Origin of the sequence: Paraburkholderia terricola (assembly GCF_003330825.1) — a bacterium.
Classification (GTDB): domain Bacteria; phylum Pseudomonadota; class Gammaproteobacteria; order Burkholderiales; family Burkholderiaceae; genus Paraburkholderia; species Paraburkholderia terricola.
This window is the reverse complement of record NZ_CP024942.1, coordinates 1,834,279-1,859,208: the sequence shown is the minus strand read 5'-3', so window position 1 is coordinate 1,859,208 and position 24,930 is coordinate 1,834,279. Positions and strand designations below refer to the sequence as shown.

18 protein-coding genes and 2 pseudogenes are annotated in these 24,930 nt (G+C 61.6%); 6 read left to right on the top strand and 14 right to left on the bottom strand.

Annotation, left to right across the window (positions count from 1 at the left end; translation table 11 throughout):
- Positions 1-11: 11 nt before the first annotated feature.
- From CUJ90_RS26885 to CUJ90_RS26860, 6 genes and pseudogenes are all read right to left on the bottom strand, one after another.
- Positions 12-1,169 (bottom strand): polysaccharide pyruvyl transferase family protein, encoded by a 1,158-nt coding sequence (locus CUJ90_RS26885; RefSeq protein ID WP_114164246.1) that lies wholly within the window; start codon positions 1,167-1,169, stop codon positions 12-14.
- Entirely contained in the window at positions 1,169-2,113 is a 945-nt protein-coding gene (locus CUJ90_RS26880; RefSeq protein ID WP_114164245.1) for a glycosyltransferase, read from the bottom strand. The genes CUJ90_RS26885 and CUJ90_RS26880 overlap by 1 nt, the downstream gene beginning before the upstream one ends.
- Before the next feature lie 289 nt (positions 2,114-2,402).
- A pseudogene (locus CUJ90_RS26875) lies at positions 2,403-4,690 on the bottom strand (polysaccharide biosynthesis tyrosine autokinase).
- Between the two features lie 31 nt (positions 4,691-4,721).
- Complete coding sequence (locus CUJ90_RS26870) at positions 4,722-5,228, bottom strand: low molecular weight protein-tyrosine-phosphatase (protein WP_073428501.1); 507 nt, start codon at positions 5,226-5,228, stop codon at positions 4,722-4,724.
- A complete protein-coding gene (locus CUJ90_RS26865) occupies positions 5,225-6,370 on the bottom strand; it encodes a polysaccharide biosynthesis/export family protein (protein ID WP_114164244.1) in 1,146 nt (381 codons plus the stop codon). The genes CUJ90_RS26870 and CUJ90_RS26865 overlap by 4 nt, the downstream gene beginning before the upstream one ends.
- A gap of 181 nt (positions 6,371-6,551) precedes the next feature.
- On the bottom strand, positions 6,552-7,967 hold the full coding sequence (locus tag CUJ90_RS26860) for an undecaprenyl-phosphate glucose phosphotransferase (RefSeq protein ID WP_114164243.1): 1,416 nt from the start codon (positions 7,965-7,967) through the stop codon (positions 6,552-6,554).
- A 472-nt stretch (positions 7,968-8,439) separates the two neighbouring features.
- On the opposite strand from CUJ90_RS26860, the gene CUJ90_RS26855 reads away from it, so the two are divergent.
- Positions 8,440-9,417, top strand: a complete 978-nt coding sequence (locus tag CUJ90_RS26855; protein ID WP_083081318.1) for a 2-dehydropantoate 2-reductase — start codon at positions 8,440-8,442, stop codon at positions 9,415-9,417.
- 197 nt (positions 9,418-9,614) lie between these two features.
- Here the strand turns inward: CUJ90_RS26855 and CUJ90_RS26850 are convergent, their stop codons facing one another.
- Both CUJ90_RS26850 and CUJ90_RS33420 read right to left on the bottom strand, forming a co-directional pair.
- On the bottom strand, positions 9,615-10,601 hold the full coding sequence (locus CUJ90_RS26850; RefSeq protein ID WP_083081320.1) for a LysR family transcriptional regulator: 987 nt from the start codon (positions 10,599-10,601) through the stop codon (positions 9,615-9,617).
- 72 nt (positions 10,602-10,673) lie between these two features.
- Positions 10,674-10,820, bottom strand: a pseudogene (locus CUJ90_RS33420) (oxalate/formate MFS antiporter); the annotation flags it as partial.
- A gap of 330 nt (positions 10,821-11,150) precedes the next feature.
- Between CUJ90_RS33420 and CUJ90_RS26840 the strand changes: the two are divergent.
- Both CUJ90_RS26840 and CUJ90_RS26835 read left to right on the top strand, forming a co-directional pair.
- Entirely contained in the window at positions 11,151-12,098 is a 948-nt protein-coding gene (locus tag CUJ90_RS26840) for a LysR family transcriptional regulator (RefSeq protein WP_073428505.1), read from the top strand.
- A gap of 96 nt (positions 12,099-12,194) precedes the next feature.
- The gene (locus CUJ90_RS26835; protein WP_073428506.1) at positions 12,195-12,500 is read left to right on the top strand and encodes an HAD family hydrolase; all 306 of its coding nucleotides are present in this window, start codon (positions 12,195-12,197) and stop codon (positions 12,498-12,500) included.
- A gap of 63 nt (positions 12,501-12,563) precedes the next feature.
- Here the strand turns inward: CUJ90_RS26835 and CUJ90_RS26830 are convergent, their stop codons facing one another.
- The 4 genes from CUJ90_RS26830 to CUJ90_RS33710 all read right to left on the bottom strand — a co-directional run bounded on the left by CUJ90_RS26830 (position 12,564) and on the right by CUJ90_RS33710 (position 16,158).
- Positions 12,564-13,493 (bottom strand): NAD(P)(+) transhydrogenase (Re/Si-specific) subunit beta, encoded by a 930-nt coding sequence (locus CUJ90_RS26830; RefSeq protein ID WP_083081322.1) that lies wholly within the window; start codon positions 13,491-13,493, stop codon positions 12,564-12,566.
- Between the two features lie 151 nt (positions 13,494-13,644).
- Positions 13,645-14,892: a formyl-CoA transferase gene (frc, locus tag CUJ90_RS26825; protein ID WP_073428508.1), complete on the bottom strand. Its 1,248-nt coding sequence runs from the start codon at positions 14,890-14,892 to the stop codon at positions 13,645-13,647.
- A 347-nt stretch (positions 14,893-15,239) separates the two neighbouring features.
- Positions 15,240-15,959: a GntR family transcriptional regulator gene (locus tag CUJ90_RS26820; RefSeq protein ID WP_073428509.1), complete on the bottom strand. Its 720-nt coding sequence runs from the start codon at positions 15,957-15,959 to the stop codon at positions 15,240-15,242.
- Entirely contained in the window at positions 15,937-16,158 is a 222-nt protein-coding gene (locus tag CUJ90_RS33710; protein ID WP_073428510.1) for a hypothetical protein, read from the bottom strand. The genes CUJ90_RS26820 and CUJ90_RS33710 overlap by 23 nt, the downstream gene beginning before the upstream one ends.
- Before the next feature lie 367 nt (positions 16,159-16,525).
- On the opposite strand from CUJ90_RS33710, the gene shiA reads away from it, so the two are divergent.
- From shiA to CUJ90_RS26800, 3 genes are all read left to right on the top strand, one after another.
- Complete coding sequence (gene shiA / locus CUJ90_RS26810) at positions 16,526-17,845, top strand: shikimate transporter (protein ID WP_073428511.1); 1,320 nt, start codon at positions 16,526-16,528, stop codon at positions 17,843-17,845.
- Between the two features lie 351 nt (positions 17,846-18,196).
- On the top strand, positions 18,197-19,600 hold the full coding sequence (locus tag CUJ90_RS26805; protein ID WP_073428512.1) for an L-lactate MFS transporter: 1,404 nt from the start codon (positions 18,197-18,199) through the stop codon (positions 19,598-19,600).
- Positions 19,601-19,610: 10 nt separating this feature from the next.
- Positions 19,611-19,739 (top strand): MFS transporter small subunit, encoded by a 129-nt coding sequence (locus CUJ90_RS26800; protein WP_073428513.1) that lies wholly within the window; start codon positions 19,611-19,613, stop codon positions 19,737-19,739.
- 210 nt (positions 19,740-19,949) lie between these two features.
- Here the strand turns inward: CUJ90_RS26800 and CUJ90_RS26795 are convergent, their stop codons facing one another.
- Entirely contained in the window at positions 19,950-23,609 is a 3,660-nt protein-coding gene (locus CUJ90_RS26795; RefSeq protein WP_114164242.1) for a YadA-like family protein, read from the bottom strand.
- Between the two features lie 628 nt (positions 23,610-24,237).
- Complete coding sequence (locus tag CUJ90_RS26790) at positions 24,238-24,663, bottom strand: DUF3830 family protein (protein ID WP_114164241.1); 426 nt, start codon at positions 24,661-24,663, stop codon at positions 24,238-24,240.
- Positions 24,664-24,930: the final 267 nt, after the last annotated feature.

Here is a 24,930-nt window from a genome sequence, read left to right as displayed (position 1 = left end):
ACAATACCGCGCTATGCGTTTCTCGCGGTGCGCAGCGCGGCGAGAATGCTGTCCCGTCCGCTGCGGATCCGCTCGAAACCCGACGAGGCGTTCGCCCAGAAAGCGCGAATCGCATCCGGCGCCATGATCGTCGCGGCAACCTTCCCGGCATCGAAGTCGGCCGCGTTGGCCACCCAGTCGTGCAAACCGAGATCAGCATACGCACCGAAACCCTTGCGCTCATAGCTGAGGTGATAGGACGGCACGCCATTCAGCACCGACTCGAGAGCGCCATGCAGGCGCACCGATACCACGACGTCTGGCGTGTCCTTCACGAGCAAGTCTTTCAGCGTCGTCGGTTCGCCGTCGATGCCGATGCTTCGGTAGTATGCAAGGTCGTCGTTGCCGCGGCCCCTACTTTGCACGGCAAAGCTGATCCGGCACGTTTCGCCCAGCTGATGGATCAACGTTCGCGTGGCGCTCTCGTAGCGCCCGCGCTGCTGCGCACTCCAACCCGGCGCCCGCCGTAGCACGAACGCTACATGGCTGACGGCAGGACGGGCCTTCCGTGCGCGCGTCATGATCTGCTCGCTGCGCCGTTCGAAATCGAGCACCGCGAGATCGGGAGCCCGCAGGGTGTTCGCATTGCGCTCGAGAAAGGCCAATGAGCGGTTGTCGCGAACGAACACGGATGAAAACCCGCTGAGCATGCCCGACAGATGCGAGCGCAGCGGTTCCGCTGGCATAGTCGGTCCGATGCTTTGCGGCAGATACACGGTCGGTTTGTCAGCGAGACGTGCCGCGCGCATCTGCAGCAGATGGCCCGCTTCGAGCTTGAGCGCCTCGATGCAGTTGCGCGCGCGCAGGTATCCGCCTCCCACGCCGACGACGAGATCGGCCGACTTCAGAAGCTGCAACAACGCGCGCATCCGGCCGTTGCTGTCAATGGGAAACATAAGACCGGCCGCGCCGGCCCCAAGACGGGTCATGCCACTGTCCGCAAGAACTGGCGCCGGATAGACATCGGGGTACTGGGGGAACGAACCGGGATCGGCCGCGACGATCGATACGCGCGTCCCCTCGCCCAAAGCCTCGTTCAGCAGAGTGACCGAGAGGTCGACGAGCAGTCCATCGCCCGAATTCCTTGAGCTGTAAGCGTGAAGGAGAACCACGTGCGTTTGGGTTGCCATCAATTGCTCTCCTTGAGCAAACGCCTGTAGAGGTCCACCGTGCGGTCGATCATGGCGTTAGCGGAAAAACGCTCAACGGCCCGTTCGCAATTGCGGCCCATGTGTTCGCGCATCATCGGATCTTGGGCGAGCGCGGCTATGGCGTCCGTGAACACCGTCATGTCGTCTGCATTGGGAACCACGAATCCCATCTGTTCCGCGTCAACCAGTTCGGCCGCGCCGGAGACCCGCGTGGCAACGATTGGGACGTGCGCTGCCATTGCCTCGAGGACGACATAAGGGAAGCCTTCATAACGGCTGGATAGTGCGAAGATGTCGAAGGCGGAGAAGTAGCGACGCGCCTCCGGGAACAGCCCCAACACACGCATGTTGCGCGGAATGGCGTCGGCGCTCACACCCGACGCGGCAACGAAGTCCCCCGGCCCCATCACCGCGAAAATGACGTTATCGATTCCACGGTCGAGCAGGCTTTGGGCAACCCGTACCAGCCGGTCGACACCCTTCTGGAGATCCAGCCGCCCCACGAATCCGACAACGACCGCGTTGCTCGGCAAGTCCAACGCCGCGCGGGCTTCGACGGCTGGAAGCAGCATAGGGGTTGGTACGCCGTTGAAGATCGTCTCGATCTTGTCCGCGGGTATGCGCAATACCTGCCGCAAATGTTCCGCTTCATCGAGCGAAACAGCGATAATTCGGTCGCTGCGCATGCGACCGAGAAATCCTTCGACCAGTCCATAGAAACGGCGTTGCGCACGCGGCAGATACGGATTGAGCGTGTAAACGGCATGTGGGGTGTAGACCTGTTTCCACGGGCCTAAGCACAGACGGGCGAGCGCACCCGCCTTTGAGCTGTGACTGTGAACGATGTCTGGCTTGATCTTTTGCAGACATTTGAATAAATGAGCGAAGGCGATCGTATCGGAACTGCTGATCGAGCGGACCATCGGCAGCCGATGAACCGTATCACACTGTGCGAGAACATCGTCCGCAGAATTACGCCGTCAAAACGAGCTCCGATGGGAATCACCAGGTGAACCTCGAAGCCCCCGCGGGCGCGCAAGCCGCGTACCATATCAGCGATATGGACGGCTACGCCGCCACCCGCCGCTTCGACCACGAGCGCCACACGTAATGCGGGCTCCCGCGAGTTCCGACGATCTCGCAGGGCAGTCCGACTACCGTGGGCGACAACTGATTGCGATCGTTCAGCGGCAACTGCTGTATTGACTCGCATCACCGCCCCAGTCCAAGACGCACCAATATCTGACGCCAGCGAGATACTAGTGCCGGCTGCGCCTCTTCGTACCGGTACTGCACGTACCGATAGGCTCCGGTTTTTCGGCCGTAGCTTCGCCTTCCGGATTTTTGGATCGAGGCCGTTAAGAAGTGCACCAGCCACTGAAATACCAGAGTGCGCAAATCGCTTGACCGATTCCGAGAGTTCCGCCACGCGAGTGCGGCCGGCTCGTGCAACGAGCAACACCGTCGCGCAGTGGTCTGCCAATACCATCGCGTCGGTTACGGCCAGAACCGGCGGCGAGTCGACGAGCACTACGTCGTAGTTACGTGCGCTCGCATCGAGAATCTGCCCCACGCGTTCCTGGATGAGCACCTCCGCTGCGCTACCTGGCAGCCCGCCCGTGGCAATAAAGTCCAGATGCGGGACCACGTCGCGATGAATGACCTGATCCAGCGCAAGCTTCCCTGCAACGACGTCCGTAAAGCCACGCTCGCGCTGCCGACCGAAGTATTGATGGAGATGGCCCCTGCGAATATCCCCGTCGATGACCAATACGCGCTTGCCACTTGCGGCCAGCAGCGCTGCGAAATTCGCCGACACGAATGATTTCCCAACGTCGGGCGTAGGGCCGGAAATGAGGACCACGTTATTTTTCGCGTTCAGCATCGCGAACTGAAGTGCCGTTCGCAAGCTTCGAAGACTTTCGACCGCAGGTTCGTGCGGATAGGCTTGCACCAGCAGACGGACGTCCAACGGGTGAGTGTTACGCTCCTTATTGAGTTGCTGTTGATAGCGCGACTCCGGAATCGTTGCATACACGGTCAGGCCGGCGTGGCTCTCGATCTCCTCCGCCTCGGCAATTCCGGCGAACAGGTAGTTGTGAACAAAAGCAAAACCAACACCCAGTAACAGCCCGAGCAACGTGCCGATAGCGATCGTCACCGGGCGGTTAGAAAGGCGATTTTTTCAGGAACTACCGGTGAATCGACGAGGCGCACGCTTCCTGTCTTGCCCGCCTTGACCAGTTTCAGTTGCTGAACGTTATTCAGCAGCGCCGCGTAGAGATCCGTATTGACTTTTACATCCAGCATCAGACGCACAGCATCCTGCTGAACATCGGGCAAGCGCTCTATCTGCTGGGCGAATACGCTCTCCTGGGCGCGAAGTGTGGCGATCTGCGCGTTGAGCGCAATCACTTCAGGATGTGAACCGGTAAACCGGGAGGAGAGTTCGTCGCGCTTCTGTTGCAGTTCGAGCATGCGCGTCTTTGCATCCGCCGTCTGCTGAAGTGCGATTTTGGCTTCCTCCGTCAAATCGACGGACCCCGCTTATTACGCAACAGCGTGTAGCGGACCTCGGCATCCTCAAGTTGCTTCTTGAGCACCGGGACTTGCGCATCCAGAAATGCTAGAGATTGCGCAGCGTCGGCCACCTTGCGTTCGATGTTCTGCTTCAGGTAGTAACGGCCGACCGCCTGCATCTGGTCCCGAATCATGACGGGATCAGTTCCCCTCAGGGTTGCAATGAGCACGCCCGACGATTTGATCTTCTCCTTGACGTCAAGACGGCTCTGCATTTCCGTGATTGTGCCAAGGCGAGATTTCCGGGACAGTTCGAACTTGGTGCCTGGTGCCGCATTGAACGACCTCACGAACAGCGTCATCGGCCCATGGCTGGTCTGAATCACCTCGACCCGGCCAACCCGGCCAACAAACGGATTCTCAAGAATCCGACCGGATAGGCTATAGCGGCCCGTAGAAAGCACGGTAAGCGAGAATCGGTCACCCTCCACGCGCGTCGGGACGTCGAACTGAATAATGTCGGCGTGTTCCGCGCCCCACGCCCAGCCACCGATACCAAAAATACCTGGGCGCATTGCCGTGTCACTGACGCGTGCCACAAAATCGCCGATCAGCGGGAAACGGCTCGGGTGCACCGTGATATAGCTATGCAGTTCGTCGACAACGCTGGTCACGACGAGCCGCGAGGCCATGATCTGCTGCTCGGCGGAAGTCGGCGAGTTGTAGTTGAACAACGACGACACGTCGCCCAGCAGGCTCTGGGCAGCAGCCATACCGTTGCCGTCCTCAACCTGAACCGAGATGTCCGCCTGATAGCGTGGCGGAAACAGAAAAGCGAAAGCGGTCGCAAGTGCGGCGCAAGTGAGGCAAATCTTGAGAATGGCACTTCGGTACTCGACCAGTACGTCCAGTACCCCGATGAGATCTAGCTCATCGTCATGTTTTAACGCCTCGTTCTCAGGCGACTGCAACGATTTCATTGTGAACAAAGGTGGGTGTTTTGAGGGAGTGTCAAGGCAAAGTCTTGTCGGTACGCGAAACCGGCATAACGGCTGTACCGGATACGCCCGCGATGCGGAGGGACCAGCCTTCGACGCCGGCCTCGATGAGGCTCAGACTTTCTTCGAATGTCGCCCGGTCCCTGCCGTATGGGTCCGGAATGTCGAATCCTGCCAGGGAATCCCCCGGGGGATTCGAGAAGTCGCCGAGTCGATATACGCGTCCAGACAAAAACGGGAATCGACGCTCGAGGTACTGCCTCTGCCGATGGCTCATGACAAGGACAAGATCGGCGGATGCCGCCATCCACCCCACCAACTGCCGGGCACGGTGCGCACGGATATCGAGACGGTGTTCGCGCATCAGGCTTATGGCATGAGGATCCGCTTCACGGCCGATCAGCGCCGTAATACCGGCGGACTCCACAGTTACGGACTTAAGGCGCCGCGAGAGGAGAGCCGCCGCCATAGGACTGCGGCAGATATTGCCGGCGCATACGGCCAGCACGCGTTCAATCATTTCGCAATAACTCCCGCGGTCAACCCCGTGCTAATCAACGGCATCAACAGACTCAGCACACGATTGAAGCGAACGAGACCGCTGCCATCCACATACACGACGTCTTTCGGTTGCAGATCGAAATCCTTGGCCAGCAGCATCGCGACCGGCGAGCGGCCATCGAGGTGAAATACTTCGGGCGTCCCGCTCAACGAACCACGAACCACGAACATCTGCGCGGCATCGGCAGTCGATGCGTTGACGCTACCGGCCTGCGACAATGCGTCCGCGAGCGTGATGCGTCCGGTTCGACGCGGAATCGCTGATACGGGTTTGTTCACCTCGCCCATCACGTACACATCGTTTTCGTCTCGGGACACGACACGCAGCAAATCACCGTGTTTCAGATAAAGTCGTGACGGGCTCACTCCTTGGGCCAGCAATTGCGTCATGTTGAGGCGATGCGATTGGCCGTCGCGTACCAGCACGAGGTCACTCTGATCAGCGTGTTCATTGAAGCCGCCGGCACGACCGATTGCTTCATAAAGCGTCATGGGCACGTCATTGACAGCCAGCGCGCCGGGGCTATGCACCTCTCCGTCGACATAGATCTGACGCGCACGGTAAGAAGCCATTCGCACAGTGACCTGTGGTTTGACGAAGTACTTCGCGAGCGCCGCGGTCAGGCGCCGTTGTATCTCCTCGGTACGCAGCCCTGCCACATCCAACGTGCCTGCATACGGAAAAGTCAGAGTGCCGTTCTGATCGATAATGAAACCGGCAAGAGGATCACCAGGTCGCGGCGAGGACTGCGTTTGCGAAGTACCGAGCGCGGCTGCGAATTCGGGGTGATCCCAGACAACGATCTGCAGCACATCACCGGGCCCGACGGCATAGGCCTGCGGCGCTTCCGAAAGTAGCTGCGAAAGCTCCAGTTGCTGTTGCTTGCGGGTTTGAGCGAGGCTCGAGATGAGCGCTGCATCAACCTTAGTGATCGCGATGTCAGGCGTGCCTGGCGTCGCATTGGCTTTTTCCTGAATCACGTCTGCGCCGACTGCGCCGGCGGCATTCGAATTGCTCGATGCATCCTGCACTCGAGAGGTTTCCATCCGCATACCCGGCGCCACCGCGCACGCGCTGGTCAGCAGCGTGACGGCCGCCATAAGTGCCCCAAGCCGATACACCGGCCGCGACTGAATTACCGCTAACATCGTGTTCAACCTATTCAAGCGAGCAAGCCGTAGCTTTGCCCTCGCTGCCCGAGTTCGGGCAGACGTCATTCGTGTTTCATTGAGATACACATCGCCGGACGCGTCACCGCACGCCGGAGAAAATGCGCGGACATCAATACGCATTCCGATGCACCAACCCCTTCACCACCGTCGCAAGAACGATGCGCATATCCAACCCGAACGACCAGTTCCGCAGGTAATACAGATCGTGTTCCACACGCCCCTGCATCTTTTCTATCCGGTCGGTTTCTCCGCGAAATCCGTTCACTTGAGCCCACCCGGTGATGCCCGGCTTAATCCTGTAACGATGGATATAGCCGTCGACGATGGACCGGTATTGGTCGTCGTGTTCTATTGCGTGCGGCCTGGGTCCGACCACCGACATTTCGCCACGCAGCACATTCAAGAATTGCGGCAACTCGTCAAGACTCGTACGGCGCAAGAAAGCGCCGACGCGAGTGATGCGCGGATCTCCGCGTGTAGCCTGGCGAACCACCCCGGGCTGCTCCGCATGCGCGCTCATCGAACGGAACTTGTAGATGCGAAAGACACGCCCGTCCGCCCCCTTGCGCCGCTGGGTAAACAGAACCGGTCCTTTCGATGTCGACTTGACGGCCACCGCAATCGCCGACATCAGCGGTAACAATGCAATCAGGACCGCCGCGGCAAACAGCCGATCGAAAATCGCTTTCTGAATCAGGGCGTAGGGAGTCATCGGCGAAGCCATCAAATTGATAGCGGGCGCGCCGATCAGGTCCACGACGTTCCGGTCGAACATCGCAAGGCCGCGTACGTCGGGAATAAAGCGCAAATTGACGAGGTCGCCGCTGAACTCGTCGATGATCCGCAATACGGTGCGCTCTTCGGACATCGGCAGCGCAATCCATACTTCCTCGATCCTTTCGCGGCGCACCCAATCCGCGAATTCACGCAAGTGCGCAAACGACGGCAAGCCCGGAACGTCCGGCTCGCTACCCCGTCGCGTGTTGAACGCCCCGACCGCTCGGAAACCCGCGCCAGGCGACTTCACAATGTTGGCGATCACGCTGTCGCGATGCGCGCCCGCGCCGACCACGGCGACCGTGCGCAAATTGCGCCCGGCGCGCCTCATTCGCTGAAGCACTGCATGCACGCGCAGCCGCGACGCCACCAGACCCGTTGCCGTCATCACGGTCCAACTCACGCACCAGATTCGCGAGATCGATGCTGTGCGATGAAGCAGAAACATCAAGGCAAGGCCGCAGACCTGCACGATGATCCAGCCGAACACAATGTTCAGACTCAGATGCCATTTGGAGCGGCCGCGCCATGAGTCGTAAACACCGAACAACGGCAAGAGCAGAATGCCGAGCGCCATATCGAATGCGACAAACGCACCCTCGACAATCAAGTGCCCCGAGTCCGGCATGAAGAAATGCGACGCCAGAGCCGCGCCCAGCGGGATCAGCATCACATCGAGCAGGCGCGCCAGCACGCCCTCTTTATTGACGAAGTTACGCGTACCGGCTTGACGAATCACGATCGGCATCGTGCTTGGCTCTAGCATCCAGCCAGGCAGCAACGCCGAGAACCGGTTTCGACACGCGGCAAACCTCGCACCGGTACGAGAGACGGCAATTCAGCCAAACGCGCCAAATCAACGTTCTTATTCGCGGCATCACTTGCAGCGTGTTTGTTCACGGTTCCGCCTCAATGGGTCAATTCTTAAAGAAGGCGCATTCTGCTCTGGCTGGCATCGCCGTAGAGTGCGAAATTTCCCAAATGGCCGCCGCTTTAGCCGGTCCAATGGATCGCTTTCCAATCCGCGTCCGATGAATTCGGCATCTCTTGAGAGCGGTTTGCGCCGCCTCCTTTCATAATCAATTGCTAATGCATCGATCGAGAAACTTTAACTATCTGTGATTGCGCCGCGCCCGTATGCTCGATTAGTGGCCCGCCGCCTTGCACCGGTGAAAGGTGGCATCGGGCAAAAGATTTACATAGTCACAGGAGACGGCATCATGAAGATTTGCATCTTCGGAGCGGGAGCGATTGGCGGCATGATGGGCGTGCAGTTGGCACGCGCCGGCGCTGACGTGAGTTTCATCGCGCGCGGCGCGCATCTCGCGGCAATGCGCGAACACGGCGCGCGTCTGATCATGGATGGCGAAACGTTCAGCGCGCCCGTACGCTGCACGTCCGATCCACGCGAACTCGGCGTGCAGGACTTCGTGATCATCACGCTGAAAGCGCACTCGCTGCCCGGCGTGGTCGACGCAATGCAGCCGCTACTGGGCAAGCACACGGCGATCGTCACCGGCGTAAACGGCATTCCGTATTGGTACTTCCATCAGCACGGCGGCAAGTTCGCCGGCACGCGCCTCGCGAGCATCGATCCGGACGGCGCGCAATGGACCAAGCTCGGCCCCGAACGCGCGATCGGCTGTGTGCTGTATCCCGCCGCGGAGATCGTCGAACCCGGCGTGATCAAGCACGTGTACGGCAAGAAATTCCCGATCGGCGAGCCGAGCGGCGAGCGCACGCCGCGCATTCAGCAGTTGCACGAAATCATGCAGGCGGCCGGTTTCGACGCGCCGGTTCGTGACAATATCCGCGACGAAATCTGGCTCAAGTTGTGGGGCAACCTGTGCTTCAATCCGATTAGCGCATTGACTCACGCCACGCTCGATATCCTCACGAGCGACCCCGGCACGCGCGCGGTATCACGCACGATGATGCTCGAGGCCAAGCGCATCGCGGATCAATTCGGCGTGCATTTTCGCGTTGATGTGGAAAAACGCATCGACGGTGCGGGTGCGGTCGGCGCGCATAAAACCTCCACGCTGGTCGATCTGGAGAATCGGAGACCCATGGAAATCGATCCGCTTCTGACGGTGGTGCAGGAGATGGGTCGTCTCGTCGGCGAACCCACGCCGACCATCGACGTGGTGCTGGCGCTTGTCAAACTGCGCGAGAAGATGGCATTGCAGGGCGATTGAAGGCCACCGCTTAGCTCTTGAAGCTGATGAGGAAAAGGATCGGACGCGCAATGCGTCCGATCCTTTTTTGACGCCGCGATACTCCGGTCAATTGATCGATTGCAACTACACCGCCTTCAACCGGGTGAACTTTCAATCGCGACGATCTCGCCAGGGACGAAGCCATTGGCTGCGGTCTGCGCTTCGCGATGCCAAGCCTAAGGCTCATGCAGTACGGCACCGCTTCGCGCCACCGCCGGCCACACGAGTCCGTGAGAACAAGCGGAGGGCGCCGCCTCAACGGCCGCCAAAGGCATCGTGGCCAGCGCCGCGAACTGCGCCCAGGCCGCCGCGGCGTTCGGTCTGAGCGAGCGGTTACGACGATGCACGAGCAGCGTCGCGAGATTCATCTCGGGCAAGAGCGGCCGGCTCACTAGCGATGCGGCCAACGGCGGCCAATGCGCGTCGACGGGTAACACGCCGACGCCAAGCCCGAGTTCGACCATGCGCAATACCGCCGCGACGTGTCCGAATTCCTGCACCGTGCGCCGTTTCAGTCCATTCGCGCTGAAAGCGAGTTCAACCGCCGCGCGCACGCCCGCATCCGCATTCAACGTGACGAGCGCCCATTCCTGCAACGCGCTCCACGCAACGCTCGTCTCGCACGCCAGCGGATGCGTGGGCGGCATGACCGCATGCAGCGGCGTCGTGAAGACCACTTGCGCGTGCAACAAATCACCCGCGAGAGGTTCAGCCGTGGAGACGACGCCGAAATCCGCCTCGCCTTGCTCGACACTCGCGAGCACGCCGCTTTGCGGCTGGTCCTCCACGGATACGATCAGTTCGGGAAAAGCCGCCGTGCAACGCGCGAGTCCCTGCGCGACCCAACTCGACGACAACACCGGATTGCTGGCCAGCGCCACGACGCCGGTATGGCCATCGTAAGCGGCGCGTTCCTCACGCAATGTCAGCTCGATTTCGTCGAGCAGGCGGCCGATTCTCCGCTCGAGACTGGCGCCCGCATTCGTCAGTGCCACCTGACGCGTAGTGCGGTCGAATAGTTTCAGTTCGAGCGAGTCCTCGAGCTCGCGTACACAGCGGCTCACCGCCGATTGCGTCAGATCGAATTGACGCGCGGCGCGCGTGAAACTGCGCTCACGGGCGACGGCGACGAATACCTTGAGCTGCTGCAGCGAGACGTTCATGACTTACCTGCGGCGCGGCGCTTCATGCTATTCCCCGTTTGCTCGGGCCAGTGGCTAAGCCGCGAGGATCTGATGTCGTGCATTCATCGGTGTGACGAACAGCGTCCATGCGTATCGCGGATTCGCCACCAATGCCATGCACACCATGCCGATGACGAGCTGCCACCAACGGTTCGCTCAAAACGCCCTGGCCGTCTTCCGGCGAGTGATGTTGTCCATGTGCCTTGTCTCCGCTATTTATCTGGTCAGCCGGCCCAGCGTGCCGTGTCCTGTCCACCTTATCGTTACGACCCGAAAGCTTGTTTTTCGGGGAAGAACTTCGGCGCTTAATCGTCGTGGTTGTAAGCTTACTTATCCCGATCGATTAACATCCGCGCTGCAACACAAACCTTCGCCGCTTCGTGCGCCTAGCCACCAACTCCAAGCGTTAACCCGAGTACAGCAGCGGGCCATTCCACTTCGATGTGAGAGCCATGCTAGGGTGATTGCTGAATTACTAATAATTAAAGTTTGTTATTATGTTGATTCACATTTGCTTATACATCGGTCATGACGATGCGCAATGCCACGCTGCGGCAATTGAAGGTTTTCGAAACGGTGGCGCGCCATCTGAGCTTCTCGCGTGCGGCGGAGGAATTGCATCTCACACAGCCCGCCGTCTCCACGCAAGTGCGCCAACTCGAGGAGCACGCGGGGCTGCCGCTGTTCGAACAGCTCGGCAAAAAGATCTACCTGACGCCGGCCGGCACCGAAATGCTCCACTACAGCCGCGCGATCATTCAGCAGTTCCACGAAGTCGACGAAGCCATGGGGCAACTCAAGGGCGTTTCGGGCGGCAAGCTGAATGTCGCGGTGATCAGTGCGGGCGATTACTTCTTTCCGCGCGTGCTGGCCGAATTCACGCGCCGCTACTCCGGCGTCGTGCTCAATCTCGCGGTGCACAATCGCGACGAATTGCTGCATCAGCTCGCGAGCAACCAAACCGACCTCGCGGTAATGGTGCGCCCTCCGCATGAAACGGACGCGACCAACGAGCCGTTCGCGCCTCACCCGTATGTGATCGTGGCCGCGCCCACGCATCCGCTCGCCAACAAACGCAACATCAAGATGAGCCAATTGGCGAGCGAGGCCTTCATCGTGCGCGAGCGCGGCTCGGATACCTGGAATTCGATGGAAGAAGGCTTCGCCGGACGTCTCGCCAATCTCAAGATCGCCATGGAGATCAAAAGCACCGAGACGATCAAGCAGGCCGTGATTGCCGGCATGGGAATCGCATTCCTGTCCGCACATACGATCAGCCTCGAATTGCAATTGGGCCACCTCGTCGTGCTCGACGTCGAGAGCTTTCCTCTGATGTTGAACTGGTACGTCGTGCATCGGAAGAACAAACGCCTGCCGCCGGTCGCGGTCGCCTTCAAACGTTTTCTGATGGAAGAAGGCGCGAACCTGATCGAAAAGATCACGCGAGTGCGGGAACTGAGCGTATATAAACGCTAGGCTATGGGTACCCAATAAAACTTTAACTATTGGAAATTCGTCGGCGCTTTTATGCTGCGAGCTGGTTTGATTACTCGTCAGCCCAGGAGGCCGATCATGACCTACGCTTCGGTTGAGTCTTTCGCCAGCACGCGTACTGGCCGTACTGCCGCCGGCAGTTCCGACGACGCGCATCTGAGCGCCTACAACGCCGCCTTCAGCGATCTCGGTCTGCGCTTTCGCTGGGACCATGCGATGCTCGAGGTGCTCAAGGAATTCAACGGTGAAGCGGCGCGTATCACCGCCTATATCGAGCGCTTTCACGCCCATCTCCATCGCGCGTACGATGCCGACTTTCTTGCGCAACTGATCCTGCAAAGGAAGGCCCATTACTACAGCGAGTTCGCATCGGCGGGCGACTGAGGGCTTTGGCGGGATCGCAATCTCGCCAGGCGCGCCGCCATTGCCGCAAAAAAAGACGCGCCTTCATATTTGACGGCGCATCGCGGAATGACTGCCCGAATCGCGGACACAGCGCCGCTTTTGCCCATCCAGATTCCTGCTGTCATGCCAACCGCGACGGTGCCTGGATGCCGCACGCACCCTGCCCGGCGCGATCTCTCGCCACGCCCAGGCCTGCTCTTCGCCACCGCGCCATTCGATGCGCGCCAGCAGCCCTGACCGTCCCGCGATGAGCCCATCGCGACGGGCAGCGAACGCATGTGCATGCGAGCCGTGATTACTCGCGTGATCGTTTGAGTATTCGCGGCTCGTCATCAGATGCACGCCCATCGCACAAGCCAGCGCGCTCATCGCGAGCAGCGCGGCGAAACCGAACGGCTGCGCCTGCTCGGTGACGAAGCCATAGCCGAGCCATCCGCATAGCAACAGCGCAAACAGATTGACGATGCGGTGACCCGGACGCGCCGCCGCGCTCGCCTGCAACACACCGAGCAGTTTGCAGAATGCGATCGCCGACGCGGCGAAGATCAACGCACCCATGAATACCGCGGCATAAAGTTCGATACGTTCGATACGCTCGGCATTCGCCTGCGCGGCGGAGAACAGATAGCGCGCGAATCCGCCCGTCATGACAGCGAGTCCCGTGGCGATGCCGGCCAACGCGACGAGCAGCGGCCGCCGTGTCAGATCGCGTTTGCGCACGCGCCATGCGCCGAACGCGGCGCCCACTACGGCGGCAGCGACCACACTACAGCCACCGCCAGTGCCCGCCGCGAAAAGCGCCACCTGTACCGCGGCCAATGCGCCAGCGCGCCACGCAGGCTGACGTCGCGATCGCCACGCAAGCGGCAGTTGTCCGAGCGCGGCAAGCGCAACACCCAGCAGAATGCCGAGCACAGCGGCAAGCAAACACGACATGTCGAGCCATTCGGCACTGTCGGAAGGTTGCGGCATGTGTGCTCCTCCGTGTTGCGCTTTCATCGCGTCAGGCAGAGGGACCAGAAGCGGGTCCGCCCGTCAGGCGATGCTTGTCGTCGCTAATCGAACGCTTCCCACTAGCTCCGCCCCGCGAGCCGGGGCGGCACGCACCCAGACCTCGGTAGGCCTAGATCGCCCCGACCGCACGTAACGCGCTGATCTGCTCGCGCGAATAGCCGAGCTCGGTCATGACCTCGTCGGTGTGTTCGCCAAGCAGCGGCGAGCGCTGCACTTCGGTCGGGCTATCGGACAGTTTGATGGGATTGCCAACCGTCAAATACTTGCCGCGCGTCGGATGATCCACTTCGACGATCGTGCCCGTTTCGCGCAACGAGGGCTCCTCGGCGATTTCCTTCATCGACAGAATCGGCCCGCACGGAATGTCGTACCGGTTGAGGATTTCCATCGCCTCGAACTTGGTCTTCGTCATGGTCCAGCGCTCGATCTCGGCGAAGATTTCCTTCAGGCGCGGCAGGCGTGCGGCGGGCGTCGCATAGTCGGGATCGGTGGCCCACTCCTCCTTGCCGATCACGTTGCAGATCTTCACCCACACCGGCGCCTGCGTGATGAAATAGATGTATGCGTTCGGGTCGGTCTCCCATCCCTTGCATTTGAGAATCCAGCCCGGCTGGCCGCCGCCCGATGCGTTGCCCGCACGCGGCACCGCTTCACCGAACGTACTGTTCGGATATTGCGGATACTCCTTCATGACCCCGGTGCGCTCGAGCCGCTGCTGGTCGCGCAGCTTCACGCGGCACAGGTTGAGCACGCTGTCCTGCATCGCTGCAAGCACCTTTTGGCCGCGCCCGGTGTGCGTGCGCTGATAGAGCGCGGTGACAATGCCCAGCGCCAGATGCAAACCCGTGCCGCTGTCGCCGATCTGCGCGCCGCTTACGACCGGCGGGCCGTCGTCGAAGCCGGTGGTTGAAGCCGCACCGCCCGCGCATTGCGCGACGTTCTCATAGACCTTGCAATGCTCATAGGGCCCAGGGCCGAAGCCCTTCACCGAAGCGACGATCATGCGCGGATTCAGCTCCTGAATTCGCTCCCACGTGAAGCCCATCCGGTCGAGCGCGCCCGGAGCGAAGTTCTCCACCAGGACGTCGCATGTCTGAATCAGCGCCTCGAGAACCTGCTTGCCTTCCGGGTTCTTCGTATCGACGGTGACCGAGCGCTTGTTGTGATTGAGCATCGTGAAGTACAAGCTGTCCGCGTCGGGAATGTCTCGCAGCTGTTCGCGCGTGATATCGCCGACGCCGGCCCTCTCCACCTTGATCACGTCCGCGCCGAACCATGCGAGCAACTGCGTGCAGGTCGGTCCCGATTGCACGTGCGTGAAATCGAGAATGCGCACGCCGTCGAGTGCTTTGCCCATGTTGTCTCCTGAGTACCGTCCTGTTCTCGCCTGGTCACGAATGCGCTCGCGATATTTGATATATCACATACCAAATTCGAGTTTGCGTCAACCGAGGTTTTATACCGAACGCCTCGGCGGGACAGTCATGCTAGAAGGTAGGGAATGCAACGGATGAAGGCGGGAATCATGGGCCTAGGGCACGGTGGCGACAACCGGGCTGGCTTAGCCGGGCGGCACTGAGGCAGGCGTGTGGGCGGCGAAGGGTGATGAGCCGCGGATGAAGGCCGCAGCCAAACGAAAAAGTCCGCGGTGTTTTGATCACCGCGGACTTTTTATTCGCTAAGCCATTGGAGCGCTCGAGCGCATCAATCCAGAAAGTCGCAATTCGCTTCGACAAACGCAGCGAGATCCAGCGAATGCTGACGCGTGAGCCGCTCGGCCAGTTCGGTATCACGCTGTTCAAGCGCCTCGATAATGCGCAGATGGTCGACGATCGAGCGCGACGCGCGGTCGCTCTGTGAAATGGTCATGCGCCGGATCGCGCGCACGTGGATGAAGATGTTCTTGATCGTGTCGAGAATGATCCGCGACTTCGACAATTCGACGATCGCCTGGTGAAACGCGATATTCGCATCCGAGTATTCGGCGATGTGTTCAGCCGGCGTGGCGTCGCGGAAATGGTCGAACATGTGGCGCAGCCGGGCGATTTCCTCGTCCGTGGCGTGCAGCGTCGCAAGGCGCGCGGCCATGCTTTCGAGCGCGGCCCACATCTGGATCATTTCGACGATTTCGCGCTTGCTCTTGCGCACGATATAAATGCCGCGCCGCGGCACCATGCGCAGAAAACCTTCCTGCTCCAGTAGCGTCATCGCCTCGCGCACCGGCGTGCGGCTCACGCCGAGCGATTCGCTCAGCACGCGCTCGTCGAGACGAATTTCCTCGCGGGACTGGTAGATGTCCGCGTCGGCAATCGCCTGGCGGAGCATCGCATACGCCTGATCGCGCAAGCTCGCGCTTGCGCCGATCGGCTGTAATGACAACGTTAATGGTGTTGACACTGCTTCAGTTTGAAGTTCTGACGACATTCATCGCCTCATGTTGAACATGTGAACGATATCGTGCTGCCGCTACCCCGACGCGCTGTTCGCCCAAACCTACGAATCGGCCATGTTGCGCTGCGAGTTGCGCGACCGGCTGGGGAATCCAGCGAGTCAACAGGACAGTGGCGGCAGACCCTAAGCCTACGAAGGCAGCGGCGAGCAGGGCGAGAGGAACAAGTTCCATTTGTAACTCCGAATGATTGAGTGAAGGAATGACTCAATCATATGCTGCAACGCCGCATAAGTCAATATTCTGTATTCAGTATATCAGTAGTCGTTGTTTTTCAGACGACGTCACCAAGGTAGCACGGGCGCGCTCCGGATGCTTCCCCCGTCGCGGAAATGCGGTAGCGGTCGGTGTAAACGCGCAAAACGCGCGCTATTCGCGCACTCGCGTCCGATTATCGCGCAGTTTCGCCCGAATGCCGATTGTGCGATCCGTCTCGTCTCACTAACCTTCCGGAAATCCTGCAAGGGGCCGGCGACGGCCAGTGCGCCGGGACCTACCACCCGAGCCACCCAGCAGCCAAAGGTTAAAAGGAGACACCGTCATGAGCACCACCATCCAGCCATCCGCAATGGCCGACAACCGCAAGACGCGCAGCCAGGCACGCAAGGCGGCGCTCGGCAGCTTCGTCGGCGCGGTAGTCGACTGGTATGACTTTCTGCTGTACGGCATCGTCGCCGCGCTCGTCTTCAACTCGGAGTTTTTCCCGAAGGTCAGCCCGGCGATGGGCACGCTCGCGGCGTTCGCCACCTTCGGCGTCGGCTTTCTGTTCAGGCCGCTTGGCGGCTTCGTGTTCGGACATTACGGCGACCGCCTCGGACGCAAGCGCATGCTGGTCCTCACGGTGATGATGATGGGCCTCTCGACCGCCGCGATCGGTCTGCTGCCGGCCTTTGCCACCATCGGCTGGTGGGCGCCGGTGCTGCTCGTGACGTTGCGCGCGATCCAGGGCTTCGCGGTCGGCGGTGAATGGGGCGGCGCGGCTTTGATGGCGGTCGAAAGCGCGCCGGAGAAGAAAAAAGCGTTCTACAGCAGCGGCGTGCAGGTCGGCTACGGCGTGGGCCTGGTATTGTCGACGGGGCTCGTCACGCTGATTAGCCGTTCGATGGACAACGCGTCGTTCCTGAGCTGGGGCTGGCGTCTGCCCTTCCTGTTCAGCGTGGTGCTGGTGCTGATCGCGCTGTGGATCCGCTCGAGCATGGAGGAGTCGACGGAATTCGTCGAAAAAGTCGGCGAGCATGGCGAGCGCAGCGTGCGCCTGCCGATCGTGGAAGCACTGCTGCGGCATCCGAAGGCGTTCCTGCTGATCATCGCGCTGCGGCTCGCCGAACTGTTCACCATGTACATCGTGACGGCGTTCGCGCTGAACTACTCGACGGCCAATCTGCACATGCCGCGCGAGTTCTTTCTTACGATCGGCTTGCTGGTGGGCGGCGTGAGTTGCGTGACGATTCCGTGCTTTGCCTGGCTCGCGGACCGCTTCGGCCGCCGCCGCGTGTACATCGTCGGCGCGCTGGTCGGCATGTTCAGCGCGGTGCCCTTCTTTCTCGCGCTCGAAGCACGCTCCACCGTATGGATCGTGGTCTTCGCGGTGATGCTCGCCAATATCGCGCACGACATGGTGGTGAGCGTTCAGCAGCCGATGTTCACCGAACTGTTCGGCACCGAGTATCGCTATAGCGGCGCGGGGGTGGGCTATCAGGTGGCGAGCGTGGTCGGCGGCGGTTTCACGCCGTTTATCGCGGTGGCGCTGGTCAGCCTTGCCGGCGGCTCGTGGCACCCGGTCGCCGCTTATCTGGCGATCGGCTGCCTGATCTCCGTGCTCGTGGCGGCAAAGATGAAAACCGGGCGCACGATCGCCTGATTCTCCGGCAAACCCTCGTTGACGACGACGGGCCGGCCGTGGCGAAGCTGCCACGGCCGGCCCGTTTTGTTTGGGCGCGGCGTTTCTTTTTCTTACCGCTTCGCCCCAATTCGATCCATCCGGCGACGTTTCGTCAGGTCAATACCTTATGCATTTCCATCTCATATTGCCAAGGCCAACCGCGCGCCCTATCGTTCGACCCTGCAGGTCTCAGCCCGAGTCCGCGCCCGCGATATGAAACAAAAAAACATATATCAGCGGCGCGCAAACCTGCCGGTTTTTAGGCATGGCCCCTAAAGCATTTGCGCTAAACGCCGATAACAAAGCATTTGTCACACCGGAGACCGACCAATGAGCAGCATCACCGAGCCGAGCGGGAATTCAGGCTCCGCATCCTTCTTTTCCAAAGAAGCCACCGTTGCCAAGCCGGGCTTTTCACGCTGGATGGTTCCGCCCGCGGCCCTCGCCGTCCACCTCTGTATCGGCCAGGCGTACGCGTTCTCCGTATTCAACGGCCCGCTGACCAAGGTTATCGGCATCACGCAATCCGCCGCTGACGACTGGTCGCTCACTTCCCTCGGCTGGATCTTTTCGCTGGCGATCGTGTTCCTGGGCTTGTCGGCGGCCTTTGCCGGCAAGTGGCTCGAGCACGTCGGCCCGCGCCGCACGATGTTCACCGCGGCATGCTGCTTCGGCGGCGGCTTTCTGATTTCCGCGCTCGGGGTGTATCTGCATCAGATCGTGCTGCTATATCTCGGCTATGGCGTGATCGGCGGAATCGGACTCGGCCTCGGCTATGTATCGCCGGTCTCGACGCTGATCCGCTGGTTCCCGGACCGCCGCGGCATGGCGACCGGCATGGCGATCATGGGCTTCGGCGGCGGCGCGATGATTGCCGCGCCTTTGTCGGTGGCCCTGATGAACCATTTCCGCAGCGCAACGAGCATCGGCGTGGCCGAGACGTTCATCGTGCTCGGCATTGCGTATTTCATCTCGATGTCGATCGGTGCGCTCGCGATCCGCGTGCCGCCCGCCGACTGGAAGCCGGCCGGCTGGACGCCGCCCGCGGCCCAGCAGAAGAAGATGATTTCGCACAATCACGTGCATATCGATCAGGCGTTGAAGACGCCGCAGTTCTATCTGATCTGGCTCGTGCTGTTCCTGAACGTGACGGCCGGCATCGGCATTCTCGGCCAGGCTTCGGTGATGATCCAGGAGAGCTTCAAGGACACGGTGACGCCGGCCGCGGCAGCCGGTTTCGTCGGTCTACTCTCGCTGTTCAACATGGGCGGCCGTTTCGTGTGGGCCTCCGCTTCCGACTGGATCGGCCGCAAGAACACCTACTTCATCTTCTTCGCGCTCGGCGCCGTGCTGTACTACCTCGTGCCCGGCTTCGCGGCTTCGGGCCAGATCGCCCTCTTCGTGCTCGCCTACTGCGTGATCCTGTCGATGTACGGCGGCGGGTTCTCGACCGTGCCCGCCTATCTCGCGGACATGTTCGGCACCGCGTTCGTCGGCGGCATTCACGGCCGTCTGTTGACCGCATGGGCCGCGGCGGGCGTTGCCGGGCCGGTGCTGGTGAATTACATCCGCGCGTACCAGGTGTCGCAGGGCGTGGCGAAGGCGGACGCCTACACGATGACGATTCACATCATGGTCGTGCTGCTGGTGATCGGCTTCGTCTGCAATCTGCTGGTCAAGCGGGTGGACGACAAGCATCACATGACCGACGCTCAACTCGCCAAAGGCGCCTAAGGAGACCCGCATGTCGACGATTCAAGCCGTGCATCCGACCAACAAGGTCAAGCTCGCCGTCTTCTGGCTGTATGTGACGCTCCCGTTGGCGTGGGGCGTGTTCAATACGCTTTCACAAGCGATGAAGCTGTTCAGGTAAGTGCGGTAGCACCCCGCGCGTCGTGAAAACGCGCGGGGTGCCGGCGGGAGTTTGACTCGCCGCCGGCCCGGCTTGCTGCCGCTGAGTCGCTCACGCTGACTCACTGCCGCTGACTCACTGCCGCTGACTCATTGCCGCTGACTCACTGCGGCGCTGACTCACTGCGGATCACCCGCGCCGGTCAAGGCGCGTCCGACTTCCGCCTCTCTCCTACCACTGATACGCCGCACCGGCGCCGACGGTTGTCGCGGCTGAACTGATGCCCGCGCCGAGTTTCAGCTTCAGACTCTGCGTGACGCGCGCCGACAAGCCAACCGCCACCGCCTGATAGCCTTTGTAGCCGGCCGTGCCGACACCGACCGCGAGGTTCTTGTTCGCGTCGACTTCGGGGACCATGCCCAGCGCGATAGCCGACGCCGTTCCCGAATACGCGTTACGCGCCATGTCGCTCATGCTGCCCTGGAACTGCTGCATGTTCACGGCGTCGGTGGGCGCCTGTCCCGCCGCGACGTTGGTGATGCGGCGCTCGTTACCGGCTGAACCTATCGACACCGTGTTCGTCTGATCGGCCACCGAACCCTCGCCGACCGCCACTGCGTTGGGCGCCGATGCTATCGCGCCTCCGCCGATCGCCGCCGAACCGTTGCCGATCGCCTGCGCCGCGTTACCGGAGCTATTGGTGGCGAGATAGGCGCTGCCGTTCTGCTGGCTATTCCGCACCGTCTGATCGAGATTGCCGATCCGCTGGTTGGTGCTCCAGAGCTGCGCACCCGTCACCGCATCGCTGCTCGTGGCCGATATATCGCCGTCCTTCAGGTTGGTTAGCTGGACCTTCTGCGCGTCGGCAGCGGTGCCTCCGAGCGTGACCTTGTCATGAGCCGAACTGTCGTACTGCACCGCATTCGCCACCGTCCCGCTGATGCTGCCGACGGAGGTTTGCAGATTCATGATGTCGCTGCTGTTCTGCGTCACGCGGCCGTCCAGGTTGGTGATGGCGCTGCCCACATTGCTCACGACCGCACCGCCCACGCTGTACGACGGCGCCGTCACCGATCCATCCTCATTCACGGTTGCGCCGCCGCCGAGCGCGACAGCCGTACTCGCTGCCTGCGCGTGCAGTTGCGAACCGTTGACCGCATCGTTGCTGCTCGCGCTGACCGCGCCTCGCGCTACGCCGGTGACGACCCGATTGCCTGCCGTGCCGGCCATGTCGATCAGATTGCCGTCGGTCGTCGCGCCGACGTTGATCACGCGCGACAGACTATCTTGCGTGACGATGCCGATGCCGCCGGTCTCCATGTTCTGCCGCAACGTGGTGAGGCTGGTGTCGAGCGAGCCGAGCGCGTCGCCGACGGTGGTTTGCGTGGCGCCCTGAACCTGGTACGTGGGGCCGGTCACCGAACCGTCGGCGTTGATCTGCGCGCCGCCGCCAAGCGCGGTCACCATCGGCTTGAACTGGCCCAGATTGATCGCCGACGTATCCGTGGTGCCCGCCGCAATCCCGATCAACTCCCGGGAGCCGGCAGTGCCGCCGAAGTCGACGCGAGCGCCGTCCGTGTCTTTCGCGACGGTGAGATCGCGCGACTCCTGATCCTGCCGCAAGAGTCCGAGCTCACCGTTCGTGATCTGGTTCGCGATGTGGCTCACATTCCCTTCGATCGTCGTGGTGCGCGCGTCGAGGTGGGTGATATTCGTGGTGTTGTCGGTGACGCGCTGGCCGAGGTTCGTGATGCCATCCGTGTTCCGCGCGACGGCCTCGTTGGTCTCGTACAGTTGCGCGCCGTTGACGGCATCGAGACTGGCTGCGTCGAGCGTGGCGGCGCGCACGTTCGTCACCTGTACCGGCGCAGTGCCGCCCAATGTCACCGAAGCGTGCTCGGCCGAATCGTATCGAACGGCATCGGCTCCAGCCTCCGTGCTGCCCGAGACCACCGCCGCAAGTGCGGCACCCACGTCGCCGTATGTCTTTCCGCCGATGTCGTAGACGGGGCGCGTGACCGTTCCGTCCGCGGCGACGCGGGCGCCGCCACCCAGCGCCGCAGCCGTGCTCGCGGTGTTCGCCTGAAGTTGCGCGCCGTTCACCGCTTCGCTGCTGGCGTCGTTGACCGCGCCGGCCGCCACGCCGTCCAACACGCGGGTGCCGCTCGCGCCGGCGAAGTCGACGCGGGTTCCGAACATGGCCGCGCCAACCAGAATGTCGCGAGTACTCGGATTGTGCGTGACCAGACCGACGGTGCCGCTATTGATTCGGGTTTCCAGCGACGTCAGGCCCGTGTCGAGCGAGCTGAGCGCGCCGCCCACCGTGGTTTGCGTGCCGGCTTGCACGCGATACGTCGGGCCGGTTACCGAACCGCTGGCACTGACGGTTGCGCCGCCGCCAAGCGATGCGACAGCCGGGCTGAACTGGCCCAGATTGATCGCGGAGCTTGCGGTCGTACCCGCGGCCACGCCGAGCAGTTCACGCGGCCCCGCGGTGCCCGTGAAGTCGACACGCTTGCCGGCCGTGTCCTTTGCGACGGTCAGGTCGCGCGAGGTCGGATTTTGCCGCAGCAGGCCAGCGCTACCGTTACTGATGTTGGTGATGTCGGCGGTATTTTGCGCGACTGCCTGATTGGTGCCGTAAAGCTGCGCGCCGGTGACGGCGTCGGAACTCTCCGCGTTCAGCGCGGCGTCCGCGACGTTCGTCAGTTTGACGGGCATGCCGGGGTTGCCCAGCGTCGCCACGTCATGGTTCGCGGTGTCGTAGCGCAGCGAATCCGCGCTTTCGACCGCGCTGCCCGATGCGACCGCCGCCAGCGCGGCGCCGACATCGTTGTAGGTCGCGCCGCCGACCGTATAGACCGGTGCGACGACCGCGCCGTTTGCCGGGTCAATGAACGCGCCGCCGCCGAGCGCCCCGGTCACGCTCGAGAGTTGGCCGACGTTGGCGGCATCCGTAGGCAACGTGCCTGCCGCGACATAGGCGATCTGCCGGCCTTGCGCGAGGTTGCCCACGGACACCACGTTGACGCGGTCTGCCACCGCGCCCGTGCCGAGCGCCACCGAACCCGTTGCGGTGGCCGAGGAATAGGAACCCAGCACCACTGAATCCGCCCCGGAAGACGGGATAAATGTTTTGTAGCCGATGGCGACGGCACCGTTTGCGGCGGCGCTAGCGAAGGAGCCAATGGACGTCGCATTGACCTTGCTCGAACGGGATGAGTACCCGATCGACACCGAATTATCCGCGTTGGCTGCCACCGACGAATACGCACCGATCACGGTCGCGTTCGCCGACACCGCGAATGCGCCCGAGCCCACCGCCGTGGTCCCGTCCTTGGCGGCGCCGGAACCGGCGCCGACTGTCAGCGCGTTGATGCCGCTCGCCGCCGCGGCGGGCCCGATCGCCATTGCGTTCAGCGAACTCGTTGTGCTGGTGCTGGTGCCGCCGACCACATTCGGGCTGACGGCAATATAGTCGGTCACCGGCGCGCTTGCGAGCGGCGCGGGCATGGCAGCCAGGCTCGATGCGACAACCGCCGGCTGGGTAGCCGGCGCAACGATCGGATTGCTGGCGAATATGCTTGCGTTATTGATCGCGGCAATCAACTCCGCGGGGGTGGCCGCATCGTTGGCGGGCGGCGTGACCCCGTCTCCGGTTTGAGCCGCAAGCGCCTCCGCGGCGCTCGAACAGTATTGCGCCGGCGACTCGCATTCCGCGGCGCCGGCCGGCAGCGAAAACGCCAACGCGCTCAAAAGCCCTCCACCAGCGGCCATCAGTGTCGTGCATGCGGACGCGCCTTTCGCGCCCCTGCTCTTCGTCATTTCAGAAGCCGCGACGTAGGTGCGAGTGGCGCTATTCCATACGGTTTTATAAGTCCGGTTCAACATTCCTCCCAATCTTTTAATCGAAAGTTCATTTACCGAGATTTTTCTTATGCAATCTCAATTCCACGCTATAAAACAAAAGGAACCAAGATCGCATCGCGCTTTCACTCGGCCGATAAAGGCGATGGAGGCAGTCTGCCGTCACGGCGCAATATCGCGAATACGATTAATCCTAAAAGCTAATTTTTAGCTTTAATTAGCACAAACGGCATAATGGATTTAAGACGGAAAATGCCAAACCTCTTAATTCAAACTAAATTAAATTAGGCAAACCCAAGATAAAGCCTAATTTGTCTCAAATGACAACCGCAGAAAACGCCAATTCACGCGCGGCGAAATTCTTTAACGTAAGCGCAGGCGTCACGCGCCACCCTCGAGGGCCGGTCACTCGCGCTCAGGGAGAAGTGGTTCGTGGTGGGAACGGAGTCAGATGGTCAGCCGTTTTCTCGACGGCGAGATGGAAGCAGCGCCCGGACCGGGCGGAGGGCGAGACCAACGCGAGCGGATGTTTTGCCGCCCAGGCGCCATCGAGTATGCGAACAGGTCGTCGACCCGCGCTTTCATGTCAGCGGCTCCACGGTTCGCGAGCGCGGTCCCGATGCCGCCCGCGCCCGCCGACGCCGCCGGTGTTTCAGATCTTTTCGAACACCACGTCCTGCGCGCCTTCCCACAACACCTTGGTGCCGAGTTCGCGCAGCTTGTCCTTGCCCTCGACGATGGTCAGAAAGTGATTGCCCGCGAGTTGCCCCATCTTGCTCGCGAAGCAGCACGATCCGTACGCAATCAAAATCTCGGTTTCGCTGAAGCCGCCCGGATAAAACAGAATGTCGCCAACCGACGGATGGCTCGTGTGATTCTCGAAGCCGACCGCGGCGCCGTCGTTCTCGAGCTTGAAGTCGCCGAGCGGCACCCAGCAGCCTTCGCCGCTCCAGCGCACGTGAATGATCTTCTGACGGTACGGCAGCAGCTTCTGAAAGGCGGCCACGGTTTGCGGCGCGTCGGGATGCGTTTCGGCGATAAACACATAACCGCAGGAAGTGATTCGGAGTCGGGGCATCGCTAGATATCCTGGTGTGGCGGCGTGGCCGTGGAACGGAATGATCGGAAAGACGCCCGTTGGAACCTGCCGCGCCCGCGTGCCATGCGCTTTGGGGCAAGCCCGCTATTCTGTCGTCCGATGCAAGGCTTCGACAGATACAGTTCCCGTCCATGCCGTCAGGCCAGTTGCACCAGGCAGCAAGGCCACGCGCGAAAGACGGCCGTAACCCCGGCACGGCACGGCCATGCCAGGTCCGGCCGCGGCACTGTCACGAAAGTTCGTAGT